Origin of the sequence: Spirillospora sp. CA-108201, from assembly GCF_050936235.1 — a bacterium.
Lineage (GTDB): Bacteria > Actinomycetota > Actinomycetes > Streptosporangiales > Streptosporangiaceae > Spirillospora.
The window spans coordinates 6,645,005-6,660,976 of the sequence record NZ_JBNJNE010000001.1; the positions used below are offsets into that span (position 1 = coordinate 6,645,005).

13 protein-coding genes are annotated in these 15,972 nt (G+C 67.1%); 4 read left to right on the forward strand and 9 right to left on the reverse strand.

The window, feature by feature from the left end:
• Window positions 1-367: 367 nt before the first annotated feature.
• The 9 genes from ACQEU6_RS32000 to ACQEU6_RS32040 all read right to left on the reverse strand — a co-directional run bounded on the left by ACQEU6_RS32000 (window position 368) and on the right by ACQEU6_RS32040 (window position 10,988).
• Complete coding sequence (locus tag ACQEU6_RS32000) at window positions 368-1,348, reverse strand: C40 family peptidase (RefSeq protein ID WP_499336797.1); 981 nt, start codon at window positions 1,346-1,348, stop codon at window positions 368-370.
• The gene (locus ACQEU6_RS32005; protein ID WP_499336799.1) at window positions 1,339-2,259 is read right to left on the reverse strand and encodes a replication-relaxation family protein; all 921 of its coding nucleotides are present in this window, start codon (window positions 2,257-2,259) and stop codon (window positions 1,339-1,341) included. The genes ACQEU6_RS32000 and ACQEU6_RS32005 overlap by 10 nt, the downstream gene beginning before the upstream one ends.
• A complete protein-coding gene (locus ACQEU6_RS32010) occupies window positions 2,256-4,709 on the reverse strand; it encodes a type IV secretory system conjugative DNA transfer family protein (protein ID WP_499336801.1) in 2,454 nt (817 codons plus the stop codon). Before ACQEU6_RS32010 ends, ACQEU6_RS32005 begins: the two co-directional genes overlap by 4 nt.
• Window positions 4,706-6,505, reverse strand: a complete 1,800-nt coding sequence (locus ACQEU6_RS32015) for a VirB4 family type IV secretion system protein (RefSeq protein WP_499336802.1) — start codon at window positions 6,503-6,505, stop codon at window positions 4,706-4,708. Before ACQEU6_RS32015 ends, ACQEU6_RS32010 begins: the two co-directional genes overlap by 4 nt.
• Window positions 6,502-6,924 carry a hypothetical protein gene (locus ACQEU6_RS32020; RefSeq protein WP_499336804.1) on the reverse strand — a complete coding sequence of 141 codons (423 nt, stop codon included), beginning with the start codon at window positions 6,922-6,924 and terminating at the stop codon, window positions 6,502-6,504. Before ACQEU6_RS32020 ends, ACQEU6_RS32015 begins: the two co-directional genes overlap by 4 nt.
• Window positions 6,921-7,889 (reverse strand): PrgI family protein, encoded by a 969-nt coding sequence (locus ACQEU6_RS32025; RefSeq protein ID WP_499336806.1) that lies wholly within the window; start codon window positions 7,887-7,889, stop codon window positions 6,921-6,923. Before ACQEU6_RS32025 ends, ACQEU6_RS32020 begins: the two co-directional genes overlap by 4 nt.
• Complete coding sequence (locus ACQEU6_RS32030; RefSeq protein ID WP_499336808.1) at window positions 7,886-9,442, reverse strand: TrbL/VirB6 family protein; 1,557 nt, start codon at window positions 9,440-9,442, stop codon at window positions 7,886-7,888. Before ACQEU6_RS32030 ends, ACQEU6_RS32025 begins: the two co-directional genes overlap by 4 nt.
• An 89-nt stretch (window positions 9,443-9,531) precedes the next feature.
• On the reverse strand, window positions 9,532-9,825 hold the full coding sequence (locus tag ACQEU6_RS32035) for a pilin (RefSeq protein WP_499336810.1): 294 nt from the start codon (window positions 9,823-9,825) through the stop codon (window positions 9,532-9,534).
• A 332-nt stretch (window positions 9,826-10,157) separates the two neighbouring features.
• Window positions 10,158-10,988, reverse strand: coding sequence for an RNA polymerase sigma factor (locus tag ACQEU6_RS32040; RefSeq protein WP_499336811.1), 831 nt, complete (start codon window positions 10,986-10,988; stop codon window positions 10,158-10,160).
• A gap of 977 nt (window positions 10,989-11,965) precedes the next feature.
• Between ACQEU6_RS32040 and ACQEU6_RS32045 the strand changes: the two genes are divergently transcribed.
• The 4 genes from ACQEU6_RS32045 (at window position 11,966) to ACQEU6_RS32060 (ending at window position 15,855) form a co-directional block, all read left to right on the forward strand.
• Window positions 11,966-12,871 carry a hypothetical protein gene (locus ACQEU6_RS32045; protein ID WP_499336813.1) on the forward strand — a complete coding sequence of 302 codons (906 nt, stop codon included), beginning with the start codon at window positions 11,966-11,968 and terminating at the stop codon, window positions 12,869-12,871.
• Complete coding sequence (locus tag ACQEU6_RS32050) at window positions 12,868-13,752, forward strand: DNA methyltransferase (protein WP_499336815.1); 885 nt, start codon at window positions 12,868-12,870, stop codon at window positions 13,750-13,752. Before ACQEU6_RS32045 ends, ACQEU6_RS32050 begins: the two co-directional genes overlap by 4 nt.
• 166 nt (window positions 13,753-13,918) lie before the next feature.
• Window positions 13,919-14,080, forward strand: coding sequence for a hypothetical protein (locus ACQEU6_RS32055; RefSeq protein ID WP_499336817.1), 162 nt, complete (start codon window positions 13,919-13,921; stop codon window positions 14,078-14,080).
• The gene (locus ACQEU6_RS32060; protein WP_499336819.1) at window positions 14,077-15,855 is read left to right on the forward strand and encodes a recombinase family protein; all 1,779 of its coding nucleotides are present in this window, start codon (window positions 14,077-14,079) and stop codon (window positions 15,853-15,855) included. The genes ACQEU6_RS32055 and ACQEU6_RS32060 overlap by 4 nt, the downstream gene beginning before the upstream one ends.
• Window positions 15,856-15,972 lie beyond the last annotated feature (117 nt).

Below are 15,972 nucleotides of genomic sequence, written 5' to 3' on the forward strand. Positions count from 1 at the left end.
GGATCACACCGCCCCTATGTAAGCGTGCATGCGCGAACTTTGCACCTGCACGGTGCCGAGACCGTAACACTCGCATGCGTTTTCACGGTGTCTCGCCTGTCCAAGGCTTCAGACTCGTTCTGATTCGCTTCTGTGACCGGACGAGCAACGGTTTATACCGACCCTAATCAAGTAATTCGGCGCAGCCTCGTCCATCGAAGCCTGGAGTGTGGAGAGGTGGTGGTGTGTGGGGCCCACCTGAGGTCGGGTCACTCGTCGGCATTGGAAATAGCGGCGGTGAAGTTCAAAGATGGGCGAACTGGGTTGAGGGCCTACATGGCATAGCGTCATCGCCATTTATTGAATAGGAAAAACGTGATAGTTGACTCTATTTTCGGTGCCGAAAATTGAGGAGGGGGCGAGTGGTGCCTGTCCAATCGGAGCGATGGTAGCTCTCGACACCGATGGCTGGATGGCAGGTGGAGCAGCGTGCGGCGATCATTTGGCCATGGCCGATGACCAGACCGACGTGGCCGGGGTTGGTGGCGGAGGCGCCGGGGCCGGAGTTGAAGAAGACGAGATCGCCGGGCTGGGCTTGGTTGTTGGGGATGCGGACGCCGAAGGGCCACTGGGTGAAGGTTGTGCGAGGGATAGCGAAGCCGACGGCTGCGTAGGCGGCTTGGACGAGGCTGGAGCAGTCCCATGCGTCGGGTCCGGTAGCACCGAAGACGTAGGGCTTGCCGCGTTGGGCCATAGCGAAAGCGATGATCTTTGCGATCGTCGCGGAGGGTGCGGCGAGGGCGGCGCCGGCCTCTGCGCACTCGGCTGGGGGAGTGACCTCGGTCCGAATGCTTCCGGTAGTGGGTGTCGTCTTGTACCTACGGGCGCGGTTGAGGACGTTCTCGACGTAGGTGTTGCTGTGGTTGTACGCGAAGAGCGCGGCTCGTATCTTGGGCGGTGCCCCGTTGTGGCGTAGGTAGTTGGCGGCTGCGGGTATGGCGTCGGCTGGGTCGTAGCGGTCTCTCTTGCCGTCATGGTTGCCGTCGACACCGAAGCTTGCCCAGGTACCGGATAGGAACTGCATGGGACCGCCGGCTCCGGCGTGGTTCTCACCGGAGTGGACCCCGGGCGCCTTGGAGCGTCCATGGTCGGACTCGATGGATCCGACGGCGGCGAGGATCTCCCAGGGGATTCCGAAGTCGGTGGCGGCTTTGCGGTAGAGGGCGAGGTAGTCGGCGGGGATGCCGCTGACCTGCGGCCCAGCGGCCTGCGGTTCGCATGCGCCGGATCTGGGTGTTGAGCCCGTGACAGCACCGATGAGGACGACCGCCAGGACTACGAGGGCAACCAGGAGCGCGATTACCGGCAATCAGTGTCCTCCGTCCTGCCGGGGCGAGCACCGATCGGCGGCGATGCGCTTGCCAGGTCGGTCAATCGGCGTCGGGGGCCGTCCTGGCCTGCTGGGAGCCAGACGGGTCCAGCGGGGCCGACGGTGGCGGCGTCGGTGGGTGTGTGGACAGCGGTGGCGACCGGGACCGGTGGTGTCGCTAGCAGCGCGCGAAGGTTGGCTTCGCGGCGGGCGTTGGGCAGCCAGAACAGGACTGGGGTGGTTATGCCGGTGGCCTCGGTGAGGGCTTCGTAGCCGTTGAGTTTGGCCGCGACTTTGGCGAGGGTGACACTGCCGGTGTCGTGTTCGAGGAAGAAGTCGACGGTTGCCGGCTTCTGGGGTCGGCGGGTGGTTTCGGTCCATCGGCCGTAAGCGTCAGGGCGGGCGAGGTCTCCCCATAGTTGGGTGCAGCGGCGCTCGGGCCACCACTTGTCGAGATGGGCACCAGGGGTGTGGCGGGCGTGGGCGTGGAGTTGGGTGAAGAACTCGTTGACGCCGACCTGGTGAGCCAGGTGCCGGGAATGGCTGATCATCAATGCGGTGGTGCGGCGGTACCCGAGTCCCGCGAGAGTGGTGTCGCGGTGGGCGGCCAGGCACTGAGCGCCCAGAGGGCCGAGGACCCAGTGATATGGCGCTGCTCCGACCGGGACCCATGGCTGGAAGCGTTCGAGGGCCTTGAAGCGGAACAGCTGTAGGAGGCGATCGCGGGCCTTGCTCGGTGTGGTGAAGAAGATGGCGGCGAGTTGGTGAGTGGTCAGCACGCGGTGCTCCCAGACCAGCTCCAGGATCGCCTGGTCGCGGTCGGTGAGGCGCCCGCGGAGCTCAAGGAAGAGCTCGGGCGTTGCTCGTCCGGGCCTGCTGGGCGCCCTGCGGTGGCGGATTGTCTTTTTCAACGTGATTCCTCAGCGTCTGGACGCTCGGCGCGGGGGTCGCGCAGCCGCGGCACGGTCTTGCCGACGGCGGGCTTGGTCGTTTTCACATGGGGTGTGAAACGTTGGCGTGCGGCTGCGCGGATGTGGTCGGCGCGGCCAGGGATCGGGGCGCAGAGTGGGCGGGTGCGGAAGGTGAACGCCTGGGTTGGCTGGCCTGCTGTGACGAGGCGTCCGGCGGCTTGGTAGGCACCGAGGTGAGTGAGGTCGTGCGCGGACAGAATGGGGCCGGCGTGGCGAGCGAGGTCTCCGGCATCTTCAGGCGAGGCGGCGAAATAGATCTTGTTGCGGGCGTCGGCGGAGACCGCGTCGCGCAGGTCCTTTGGCAACTGCGAGAGGTGCTGGTGGGCGAGGACGAGCGAGAGTCGATACCCGCGGGCCTCGGCCAAGATGTCGGAGACCGAGCCGGGCAGGTTGAGGAAGTTGTGGCACTCGTCGATGTAGGCGGCCGAGTCCGGGCGCTCGTTCTCCGGCAGCGCGGCTCGGCGTGTGATGCCTTGCCAGGTGTGGGCGAGGAGGAGCGATCCCATGAGGCGGGCGGCGTCTTCGCCGAGCACACCTTTGGGAAGGCGGGCCAGGACGAGCCCGCCGTGGTCGAGGTGCTGAGCCAGGTTGACGGTCGAGCTGGTCGCCGAGAGGGCCTGATGAACGAACGGACGCAGCAGGACGGCGCGGAGCTTGTTCATTACGGGACCGATCGCGGCCGCCCTTCCAGCCGGTGACAGTTCGTCGTAGCCAGCCCAGAAGCCGCGCAAGAGATCGTCCGAGAGCCGCCCGACTACGCGCATACGGAAGGCTGAATCGGTGAGGAGCTGCGGGACTTGGGCGAGGGTGGCGCGGGAGCCATGGGCTCGCATGAGGCTCAGGCAGGACGAACGCAGCAGGTCGTCCAGACGTGGCCCCCAAGATGAACGGAAGCAACGGTGGAAGATCGACACCACCGAGTCCACGGCGAACGCAGGATCGGGGCCGGACAGAATCCCAACCGAGGGCGGCGGAGCCGGGTCGGACGGGTCGAACACCACCGTGCGGCCAGCCATGCGGCTCGGGAGCCGGTCGATGACGTCGGCGATCAAGTCACCTTTGGGGTCGATGACCAGGGCGCCTCGCCCATCATGCGCATCGGCCAATACGAGGGACGCGAGGAGCGTCGATTTGCCCACGCCGGTCTGCCCCAAGACGTGAACGTGTTGCCGTGCCCCGATGATTGGTAGGGCAACGGAGCGTGGGTGGCCGGCGTCGGCGTCACCCAGCACACGTGCGGGTCCGGAGATGGGGTCTGGGCCGGTGGGAACATCCGGAGACGGCGCGACTGGCCGGGCACCCGCGCGGATGATGCCGGGCGCGTCAGGGTCCATGGGCAGGTGCGCGAGCGCCGCCAACTCGGCCGCGCCTAGCAGGTAACCGCGACGCAGCCGACGCTCTTGAAGGATGAGCGCGGGATCTCGTAGGTCGCGCCGGCGTAGGTGCTGGTGGCCAGATGCATAGAGCGCGGCGACCGAGGCGACGGCATGGGCTCGGCCGCGCAGCCACTTTTCCGAGCGTCCGGTATCGGGCGCGGCGACGGCGTAGCGGATCTCGACTTCAAAGCGCGGCTGCGTCGCCTTGGTCAGAACCGCGCGGACCTGCTCGGCACGTTCCGGGTGCGCGCTCACGCCGAGAGTGCGGGACGGATGGCCGGATGGCCTTGCACCAGCACCGGGTGTGACAAGGTCGAAGAAGAAGCCTCGCGAGGATGCAGGGGTTCCACCCTTGAGCGCGGCTGCCACGCGGTGGGCCCGGGCGAGTCGGCGGCCAGTGACAGGCCGGGCTAGAACCTGGACGGTGGCGTATTGCCCTCGGTCGAGACCAGAAACCGCGCCGAGGAGCGAACGGATGGGGTCGGCGGGGTGATCGGATTTCAACGGGTACGAGTCGTCCCGCGATAGGACGAGACGGCCTCCGACCGCCGCCAGTTCCAACGGGATGGGAGATGTCGCGGGACTGGTAGTGGTGGTTGCTCCTGGCCAGGCAGCTCGGATGGTCTCCTCTACCATTCCTGGCGGCACCGTTCCGGGAACCCAGATCTGGACCCGCACTCCGGCGGCGTCGGCGACGTACTCGAAGGCCAGATGTGATTGGCCGAAGACCAGGCGCTTCCATGTCGGGGCGAGCAGGCCGGTTTGGTGAGCCCACCATGCGGGCGCGCTCGCCGGGTCGACCTGCGGTGGTACCGACACTGTGACCAGGCGGGCGTCGCGGGCGAACCGCCGGGCCTGCCAGCGCCACAGCAACTCACGCGAAGCCCGGTACGCCACGGCGGCGGCTCCCGCCCCGAAGGCGATGACTGGGCCGTCATGGGCAACGAGCGTCGGGAGGTGCTGTGCCTGATCGAAGATATGCGTCCAGCGCGGGACGTCGTCAGGCGTCGTCACAGCGGGTCGCCCTCCCCGTCGTGGTAGTCGAGCAACTCGGCGGGATCGGTGGTGATGACCTTGTGTTCAGCGGGGGAGGAGATGGCGGCGAAGGCCGCCCGGTCGCCGGCGTTACCACCGCAGAGGAGGCCCTCGCCCTGTTCGGCTGAGAGCAGGAACGCCCGCTCACCCTCGGACAGCCCAAATGCGTCGCCCACGGCCGAGATGGCCTGGGGTGCTTGGCGGAGCAGGATCTGTGTTGCCGAGTTGGCGACAACGGCGCGGCCGAGGTCGGAGGCGAGCAGGTCGGCGGCGTCCTGAGTGACGACCGTCAGCCCGGCCCAGTGCTTGCGGGCGGACTTGGCGAGCCGGTAAAGGAAGCGGGCTCCTTCGGTCTCCTTCATCAGCATCCATGCCTCGTCCACGATGACCAAGCGGGGGCGGCGGTCGGCAGGGTTGGCGACCTTGCGCCAGATCGCGTCGAGCGCGAGCAGTACACCGACGGATTTGACCTCGTCGGGTAGGTCTCGTAGGGAGAACACCACCAGGTGCCCGTCCGGCCGCGTCGTCGTCGCTTGTGCGAACAGCTCCCTGTAGGAACCAGAGACGTACGGGATGAGGCGGTCGGCGATCGCGAGGCCCTCTGGGTGCGAACTGATCGATAGCTGCTCCACGAGATCGGCGAGGAGCGGGGCCGAACGAGACCAGGTGGCCGGGGCAGAGTTGATGCCCTTGGCCGCGTAGGCCGCCAGCACTGCGCGATCGAGTACAGGCCGTGCGGACGACTTCAGCGGTTCACCGAGCATGGCGGCTACGAGTGTCTGGGTGAACAGCGCCCGCCGGATCAAGGTGTCGTCGCCTTGGTTGGTTGGCAGGTCGAAGGGGTTGAAGGCGACACCTTGGGCGCCGAGGCCGAGGTGGGTGCCACCGGTGGTTTCGCTCAGGGCTCGGTATTCGTCTTCGGGGTCGATCACCGATACCTCGACGCCGTGGTAGAGCAGGCGCAGTGCTTCGAGTTTGGTGAAGTAGCTCTTGCCGGCACCGGACCGTGCAAGGACGACGGAGTTGTGGTTGTCCTGGGCGAACCGGTCCCACATGACGACACCGGAGCTCGCGACGTTCACCCCGTACAGGACCTCGTTCGTGCCCGTCGGGGCGTTCAGGTCCGGCGAGGCGAACGGGAACGAGGCGGCCAGGGCGCTGGTGTCGAAAGTGCGGCGTTGCCTGATCGCATCGGTTCCGAGCGGCAGTGTGGACACCCAGCCCTGCATGGCGCGAAAGGTCGTTGGTTGTGCGTCCAGCAGCAGGGATGCGGCCAAGGCGCGGACCTGCTGAACTTCGGCCTCCAGTTCCGCGGTGTCCCAGCAATGAACGGTGAGGTACAGCCCGACTCTGAACAGCCGACCGTCTCCACGTGCCAGCGACGCGGCCAGATCGGCGGCATCGTCGGCAGCGGCTTCGGCGCTGAAATCGGCCAGCCTGCCCGCCTCGGCGTTGGCGCGGACGCTGGATTCCAGACGAGCGAGCTGACGTCGGAGCCGTTGAGCGGCGACCATCGGCGGGATCGGCTCAACGTGCAGGGAGACGTCGAGGCGTCCGGGGTAGGTGAGGAGCGGCTCCAGCCAGCCGGCGCCGACCTCGCGCGGGTATCCCGTGACGGCGAAGGACGTGCAGCAGCCGTCTGGCATTTCCAGGGACGATGCGTTCACTCGGAGCGCGGAGGGTGCGAGTAGATCGCCCAGGCTGGCAGCCCCATCGTCCTCTTCGGTGGGTGCGGCTGCGGTGAAGGCCGCGCGGGCAAGTGTGGACAGGTTCATCGGATCACCACTTGAGAGACCGGGCGACCACTTGCACGTACGGCAGCGGTCAGAACGTGAGCGAAGTTGTCGCGGTCGAGGCTGCTCAGTGCGGATGTCGGGAACGCTCCGCCGGTACCCAGCGCGGCGGCTATCTGCAGGACGTCGGCCTCACTCGTGGAGCAGGCCAGGAGGCCACAGCCCAGTGCGGCTACGGCCTGGTCCCACATCACCCAGGCGAGCGCTTCATCGCAGACGTCCGGGTCGTCGTCCCGGTCGATGAATCGAGAGCGGAAGTCGGCGCGTGTCAGCCAGAACCCGTGAACGATCAGCAGCTCGACGGCCGCGAGCTCAGCGCAGGTGCCTTGTGCGTAGCGACGGAGTCTCCTGGCCAACTGGTTGACGGCTGGTCGCTGCGAGCGTCGATGAGGGTGCGTCATGCCGAGGCTCCTTCGGTGGTGTGCGCGGTGATGGGCCGGTCCAGATCAGCGGGTGGAGCGGGCCTCTCGTAGCCGGGCGAGAACGTGTCCGAAAGCACGCGGACACAGGCGTCGGCGTCCAGGGCTTCGGCAGTGACGCCGAAACCGGTCAGAGCTCGGACGGTTTCGGCCGCTCGGCGGGCGACGATGGCTGCGCCTGCCTGACGTGCCCGGCCTCGCCGTCCCGAGCCCGGGACAGGCTGGTCGCGCACGACGATGAGCACCTCCCGCATCAGCAACGTGCGTGAGTCGCCGAGCTCATGGAGGAGATAGGCGGCGTGGTCCTCGGCCGCCTGTTGCAAGGACGGGTGCGGAAGATCGGGTGCTGCTTCCGCCACCCGCGAGGCGAGGTCGGACAGATCGACAGGACGCGCCCGGATCAGAATCTGCACCGGGGCCTCAAGCGAGTTGAGCCACCGGCCGAAGAACCCCACCAGCGCGGCCTGCTCAGCGGACGTCCGCAAGCCGAACGAGATCGTTCCTGCCCGGACGAGCGCAGCCGTCCCCTCGCCGTCCAAGTCCATGACGCCGTCTTGGCGGACGGCACGAACCGGGAACCGCAGGGAACCCGGCAGCCGTCCTCGGACCTTGCACCAGGCCGGGGCCTCGGGAATCGCTTCGGAGGCTGCGACGAGCGTGCGCCGCCGGCGTAGGTGCTCCAGGCCGGCGAGGGCGAACCGGTCCAGGCCCATGCCGTCACGGCGGCCGAGCGCCATCGAGCATCCGACCGTCACCAGCGGGAAGCACAGCCCCGCCGTAACAGCGACCGGCAGCAACGGGGAGACCGTGATGACCACCGACGTTGTGATCAGGGCGGTCGCGCCGAGGATGATGAGTTGACGCGTGGTGAGCCCGTACATGATCTTGTCTGGCTGTTCCACGTCGGCCGGGATTCGCGCAGACAGCGGCTCGTGATCATCGTTCAACGGTTCCCCCTGCCGTGGCGTCGGCGTCGAGGCGGATCGAGCCGCACGAACCTGGGTGGAGCTGGACGGTGTGGACGTTCGGCACGCCTGTAGGAACGGGGCGGCGGCTGCACCGGTATGCGCGGGTGCGGCCGGGCCGGGCCACCTGCACCCGTCCGGCCGGGTACGGGCGGGACGTGCGGGCGGTGCGGCGCGCCCCTGGGTGCGGCGCCGTGTCCGGGCCTGTGATGCGTTCGTGTGCTGCCGTGTGCGCCGCTGTGCGTGCCGCTGCGGGTCGCGTTCGCGGGGCCCGGGCGGTGACGGTGGCGCCGGTCAGGGCCACGCGGTTCACGGCATTGGGGGCCGTGGCCGGGCCCGCGATTCGGGCGCGGTCCTGGGTCGCTGTGCGGGCCACCGGACGGCCCACCACGTGGCCGGTCAGGGCCACCGCGCCAGCGGGGTCCACCGCCGGGACCAGGCCGGGTACGTCCGGCGGCAGCGGTTGCGGCGCGTGCCCCACGGGCGCCCCGCATCGCTTTCCCGGCGACGCCCAGCGCCGCGCCGACGCCTTTATAGACCAGGAAGGTGCGCACGAGCTGGGAGAGCACGCGCGGCTGCGCGGGCTGCCAGACGGTACGCGCGACCCAGCGAGGGATGCAGATCAGGATGTACAACAGTGCGATCACCAGCAGCAGATCGACCAGCTCGGCCTGCTCGGTCGGGACGCCGTAGAAGGTGTGGTTGTTGTCGTTGTGCTGAGACAGCAGCAGTCGCAGCGCGGTGATGAACACGAACGACTGGCAGACCTGGATCGCCAGGGCTCCGGTGATTCCACGCCACCACAGGCGGGCGAGGCCATCGGTGAGCGGCAGCGCGTGGAACATGAGCGCGAGCGGCGCGATGCCGACCAGGACCATGATGATCGCCAGCCGCATCACGTAGATGAAGGCCAGGATGCACGCAAGGACGACGACCACCAGCGTGACGATCACAAAGAAGATCCCCGCGGTGTTGATCGACGCCTCGATGCCCTCGGCGAAGATTCGTCCAGCCTGGTCAGGGTCGATCTGTTCAGCCCCGTTCATGAAGATCGAGCGGGCGAGGCCGTTGGCGAGCTGTATGCCGTAACCGATCACGACGAGGCTGGTGTTCATCGCGATGAACGCGGCCACCAGGCGCACGATCGTCTGGCCCGGCGCGGCCATCCCGGAGAAGGTCTGACCGGCGAGCAGCAGCACGCCGGCGAGCATCACCAGGAGCACGAAACTGGTGTTGGCGATCGTGCGGGAAGTGCCCCAGATCTGCTCGGCCTGGTTCATGGCGGGCGACCCGATCTCAGGTGTCGCGAGCTGGGTATCGGCGAGGAACCCCAGCACCGGTTTGAGAGAGCTTTTGGCCAGCGAACGGAACCAACCGGTGATCGCCTGCTTGGTGTGGCAGCTCACGTCCACCCAGCCGCAGTCGTCCTCCTCCTGGTCACCGGATGAGCCGTCGTCCGCCGGGTCTACCGGGACGATGGCGGAGACCGTGCTCGCGTGCTGGAGCGGCACGGAGGTGTCGGTGGTGGGGTGCAAGACCAGGCTCAACGCTGAGGCCCCCGCCAGAAGCGAGGCAATGACCAGAGTGCGTCCCCGACGAGTTCCGCGGATCCCGGCCCGCACGATCAGGACCCGACGACGTACTTGAGAATCTGCACTAGGGCGGGGGCGAGCGCGGCGATGCCGTAACCGATGGCGGCATTGCGCAGCGTGCGCTTACCCGCCTCCGCCTCGCTCGGGTCGCCGCCGGCCAGCAGGTACCGGACTCCGCCGATCGTGGCGAACAGCGTGGCCAACGCCACCAGCAGGCCGACGATGACATTTCGAAGGTTGTTGATGACCTGCTGAAGGCGACCATTGCCTGCCGGGGCGGAAAGCAGGTGCGCCTCGGCCGCTGAAGCCAGCGTCGCGGCGATCACCAGGCCGCACACCAAGACGCCCGCGCACCACAGCAGAACGGCGGCAGCGAGGCGTCCTCGGCCTACCTCAGGTCGGCGGGCCGGAAGAAGAACGAACAACGGACGGATGCTCAAGGGGCAGCCCTCCAGGCGTGGAACGACGCAGCGAACGAGATGAGCAGCGGTGGCTGTCCGGTGGAAGGTGACGAACCACGGGTGAAGACGGGCCGGGCCTTGCGGGCGTCCTCCTTCGGCAAGGGCACTCGGCGGATGTCGGACGGATGGGGACCGGGTGAACATCCGGCCCGGACCCGTCTTCGACCCAGGTTGCTTTCACCTAGTAACCGGACGGCTCACATCCCGGCCTTGGACATCAGTGAGGCGATGTCGTCGCGCAGACCCCCGTCGCGCATCGCTGCGACCAAGCGCTTCTCGGCGCGGCTACGACGCTTCATCAACGCCGCATAGGTCACGCCGAACTTCTCGGCGAGGCTGGCCGGGGCAATGCCCTCCAGCCTCGTCATTGCGATGATCTCGGCGTCGTCCGTCGTAAGGACTTTCTGCCGGACGGCCGAGCTCAGAAGCAGATCTACATGGCCGTCGGATGGGGCCGCCGCGGGATTGATCTCCGCGAGCGTGGAGGGGGCCACCGGGACAACCTGCGGGCGCCAGCGGTAGGCGCGCTCGACGGCCTTGGCCGATCGCCAGACCAGTCGCTGCGCGATCCGGGGTTCCTCCAGGTCGACCCGGTGCAGCGCCTCGTGGAACGCCGACAGCAGATCACCGGCTACGCGCGACGTACCGGCTCCCGGCTCATGGTCCAGCCCGCGCAACCGATCGCGAACGATCGCCTTCAGGCCAGGCAGTGCGATCCCAACGCATCCCATGACCCAGGACGGCCCCTTGCGGCGAGCGCGCTGGACCAGCTCCCTCCACGCGGCGTCGCGCGCACTCTGCCGGGTGGACGGGTGAAGCAGGATCGCCCGGAGTTCGTCCAGCGCGATCGCACGAGCGGGGAGCCCGTGTCCGAGAGCCGAGCCGTCCACCGTCAGCGGCGCCGGTCCCCGGGTCAACAGATCGAACGTCCTCTCTGCGACGTCCAGCACGTGTCCCTTCTGGATGCCAGTGCTGCGGGTGGGCCGGTCAGAGCGGTCGGCCGGACGGGCAGTGATGGTGGCGGTCATGAGAACCCCCGAGAGGTCGGTGGTGAATCGGACACCGACATCTCGACAGAGGCCATATGCAGATCATGGGCAGCTGCTCGGCAACCGCCCGCGTCCAGGACCTGTTCATGATCTGCACATACTCGCCGTGACCAGGAAAATGCAGTTCCGCTGCTCGTGTGTACACGTCGTCAGCCCTCAGAGGCCAAGCGCGAACATGTGTCTAGATCGCCGCTGACCAGCATGGACACCGTGCGCGCGAGGACGTCCGCCAAGAAGGATCAAAGTCTTGATCCCGGGCTTCGGTGGCCCCCGTCCAAGGAAGGCCACCGAAGCTTCGTAGGGAACTGGCTGGTTAGTCGCCGATGAGGTTACTGAGAAGAGTGATGACGCCCAAAGCGATCCCGATGGGGACAGCCGCCTCTGGTTGCTGCCAGGCCAGTAAGGCCGCCCCGCCCGCACTGATCAAGATCACGTAGGTCCGAGTTGAGATGTGAGGCGACTTCTGAGGTGGTGGCTCCTGATGTGGTGTTCGAGGTCTTTCTGCGGCCAACCCTTGCTTCCGCCGTGAACCCATATCGCTGCTACTCCGTCCTGGTCGAGCCAAACATTCGGGGGTGTATGGGCGGCCCCCTCGCAGGAGGCCTACTTCTTTCTTCGTCCTCTCTCGCCTCTATAGCGGGTGCAACCTGTCAAGTTGTAACCTAGCAGACTGCTACATGGCATACAACATGCGAGAAGTTTTGAGTGAAGGAAAACTCAGGATCGCCAGATGACGGTTGAAGGCAAGTTGAGCTGTCGAGAACAACGGACGCCTTCGGCTGTGGAACTGCCAACAAGCTCGGGGAGGGTATTCGGCCTGGTGGGATAGCGTTCCAGCGCGGTCGCTGGTAGTTGCTAGAGGAAGCGTGACCCCGTGCGGCAGTCCAAAATCAGGAAAGCTGTGGTCACTTACTTGGTGAGACAGGGGGCCGGGCGACCATCACGGGTCACCCGACATGACCAGCACCAACAAGCCGAGCCCGACGCCCGCCGGCAGCGCGCGGCAACTCCTGCCGCTTACTGTCTGGCTCTGCCCCGACGACACCAGCGACCGTTCCGTTCAGGACGCCCAGCCCTGCCACGGTCCTGCCCATCGGGCATCACGAACTCAGACCTGTGAACGGCACCTTGGCTGGATCAGTCCGGGACTCGCGCGCCACCTCGTCGTGACCACCACCGGTGAGCACGATGTGATCGCCGAGGCGTTCACCACCAACTCCGCCACTCTGCGCACGGCGGCTGAACTCGATCGGCGGGCTGTCGCGTGCGTGCCGCACTTCCCGCTTGCTCAGCAGATCGGCACACAGTTGCGTGCGAGCCTGCCGCACGAACACCTTCGCCGAGTCGCGATGCGGCCCTGTCGCGCCGACCAGATGCACCGCGGCCTCGCCGACCACTCCGGAAAGGTCGCGCTGGTGATCGCGGCTCCGCCCACGGTCGGAAACCGTGCTGCTGAACCTAAGCCGAGGCGAGCGCGAGGAGCGTGCCCGGCCTGCTTGTCGGATGTCCTGACGGACAGCGCCCTTCGCTCCGCTTCGTTTCTATCGGCTGCTTACCGAATCCTCCGGCCAGGAGGGCACCTGGCGGTCGTGACCACTGCCAGGCACCACCAAGGCCACCTCATCGACCCCGCTCCAGCGATCATCCGCGAGGCACGCAAGGCCGGGTTCCGCTACAGCCAGCACATCATCGCCGTCCGTGTCCCCGTTGAAGGCGACACCTTGCTCGTCCAGGTCAGCCCCGGCAGCCTCGGTCAACTCCGCGACATCCGCTCCCGTGCCCTGCCACCGGCGGCGCGCGTCCACGCCGACGTCTGCCTGCTCACGCGACCGGGCAACAGCGATCGGGAAAGCAGCCGATGAACACGAACATCCGTACAGCGGACGCGCTCGCGTCCGTGCTGCTCACCGGTCAGCAGCCCTCACGCATCCAGCGCAAAGGCCGCTACACATCCGAGTCGATGGCCCATCCCGCCAAGATGTTGCCCGCGATCGCAGCCCAGGTCATCGCCACCTACACCGAGCCTGGTGACCTAGTGATCGACCCCATGTGCGGCATCGGGACCACCTTGGTCGAAGCCGTTCACCAGGGACGGGACGCCATTGGAATGGAGTACGAGGCGCACTTCGCCCAGATGACCGCCGGCAACCTCTGCCAGGCTCGCTCCCAAGGAGCCACCGGCACCGGCCAAGTCGTTCACGGTGACGCCCGCAACATCGCCACCGCGCTCGCCGACCTCAGCGGGACAGTCGCTCTCGTGCTGACCTCTCCGCCTTACGGGGCCGCCACCCACGGACAGGTCTGTACCGGCAGGGACAACGGCGGCGGAAGAATCGACAAGTCACACCACCGCTACTCCACCGACCGGCGCAACCTCGCCCATCGCCCGACCGCCGAACTCGTCATGAGCTTCGGGCAGATCCTCACCGGATGCACGGCCCTGCTCCGCCCCGGTGGGGTCGTGGCTGTCACCGTCCGCCCCTTCCGCGTGGCCGGCGAACTCGTCGACCTGCCTGGCGAGGTCATCAGTACTGCCGAAGCGCGCGGCCTGGTCTTGGTGGATAGGTTCGCCGCCCTGCTGTGCGGACTGCGCGACGGACAGATCGTCACCCGCGCCTCGTTCTTTCAGATGATCGAGGCCCGCCGCCTCCGTGAAGACGGCATCCCCGCTATGGCCACCGCCCACGAGGACCTGCTGCTGTTCCAGCCAGGACCGGCACTGAGAGCGGGAGGCGACCGGTGAAGCGTCGTTGCGATTCCGGGGTGGAGGGCGGCTGCTCGCTATCCATCTGCTCGCCGTTCAGCTCCCCAGGCTTGACGGGGCTTGACCTTGGCCAACGAGGTCGGGCTGGATCGACCGGCCGATTCCGGTTCGGCAGCGCCACTGGAACGGGCGGGGCGGTCGCTCGATGAGTGCCCCGGACAAGACCAGACGACAGATCCGGGTCTCGGTGCCGGACGAGCCGCCAAGGCTCTCGCCGGACGCAGCTCGCATCCTGCTGCGGATCGTGCTCACCGCACGCTCCCGACCGGACCCGGAATCCGAGCAGGTACAGGAGAAGAACGAATGACGCTCACGAGTACGCCTTCGCCGCACGGGGCCGAGCAGCACCATGACTTGAGGTTCGCTTTTTACGGGCGAGTCTCGACCGAGGACAACCAGGACCCTGCAGCCTCACGTGCCTGGCAACTCCGCCGGGCGACCGCGCTCGTCGAGCCCAAGAGTGGGATGATCGTCGCCGAGTACTTCGACATAGACAAATCCCGTTCGATCCCGTGGGCCCGGCGTCCGCAAGCCTCAGCGCTGATCGAGGCGCTGAAGAGCCCCGCTCGGGACTTCGATGCGGTCGTGGTAGGGGAGCCGCACCGTGCCTTCTACGGCAACCAGTACTCGTTGACGTTCCCGCTGTTCGAGCACTTCCGGGTGCCGCTGTGGGTGCCCGAGGTCGGCGGCGCGATCGATCCGGCGAATGAAGCCCACGACATGATCATGGGTGTCTTCGGTGGCCTGTCCAAGGGCGAGCGCAACCGGATCAAGATCCGCGTCCGTTCGGCCATGGCCGCGATCACCGCGACCGAGGGCCGCTACCTCGGCGGACGCCCGCCCTACGGTTACGAGTTGATCGACGCCGGACCTCATCCCAACCCGGCCAAGGCGGCGGACGGCAAGCGCCTTCGCCGCCTGGTCCCGCATCCGGCCTACTCGCTGGTGGTGAAGTGGATCTTCGCCCAGTTCATCGGCGGGCGCGGCATCTTCGACATCGCCGAGGAACTCACCCGCGAAGGCGTACCGTCCCCGTCGGCAGCCGATCCGGACCGCAACCAGCATCGGGTCCAGGTGGCCTGGTCGAAGTCGGCTGTGCGAGTCATCATCACCAATCCGCGCTATACAGGCCGTCAGGTCTGGAACAAGCAGCGCAAGGACGAGGTCCTCCTCGACGTCGACGATGTCGCACTCGGCCACACCACCAGGCTGCGCTGGAACGACCGCGACCAGTGGGTCTGGTCTGAGCAGCAGGCCCACGAGCCGCTCATCTCGGTCGAGGATTTCGAACGCGCCCAGGTCATCCTCGCCTCACGCGGACGTGGCCCTGCGACGCACAAGCCGCACCGGACCCGACGTCCCTACGCGTTCCGGGGGTGCCTGCACTGTGGGTACTGCGAACGGAAGATGCAGGGCAACTGGAACAACGACCAGGCCTACTACCGGTGCCGGTTCCCGGCCGAGTACGCGCTCGCCAACAAGGTCGTCCACCCCAAGGTCGTCTACCTGCGCGAGGCCGAGATCATCGAGGACATCGACACCTGGCTCGTCACGGCGTTCTCACCGACCCGCATCAAGGCCACGATCGAGGCGATGACCGCGCAGGCCAGTGTCACGGAGAACACGGCCGCCACCCAGCTCCGCAAGCAGCTCGCCACATGTGACCAGCGCCTCAATCAGTACCGCGCCGCGCTCAACGCGGGCGCCGACGCCGTGCAGGTCGCGAAATGGATCAACGAGACCGAGCAGGAACGCGCTCGGCTGGAGGGTGAGCTGCGCGCCGTCCCCGCAGACCAGGCGGTCACCAGCGACGCGCTGGCGGAGTTGCTGCACCAGACCGGCGAACTCGCCCACGCGGTCGTCCACGCCTGCCCGGACGACAAGGCCGACCTGTACGCGAAGCTCGGGCTGAGGATGACGTATTACCCGCAGAAACAACTAGTGGAAGCCTGGGTGACCCCGGCTTCCACATGTGCAAAAGGTTTGTGTCCGAGGGGCGACACGCCCCGACAGCACATGGCCCGCCCATTCATCGTTCGTCGCGCCCCACCGTATTCCGGTTGGTGCATAGTCTTCGGCTGAACGGCCGGATTGATGCGGACCCCCACGCAGATGCGGTGTTCACCTGCCGGGCTAACCAAAGTGCCCATAACGAAATCGTGTTGTAGTCGCCGCCCGATGGTGCGGCGCGTCTTCAAT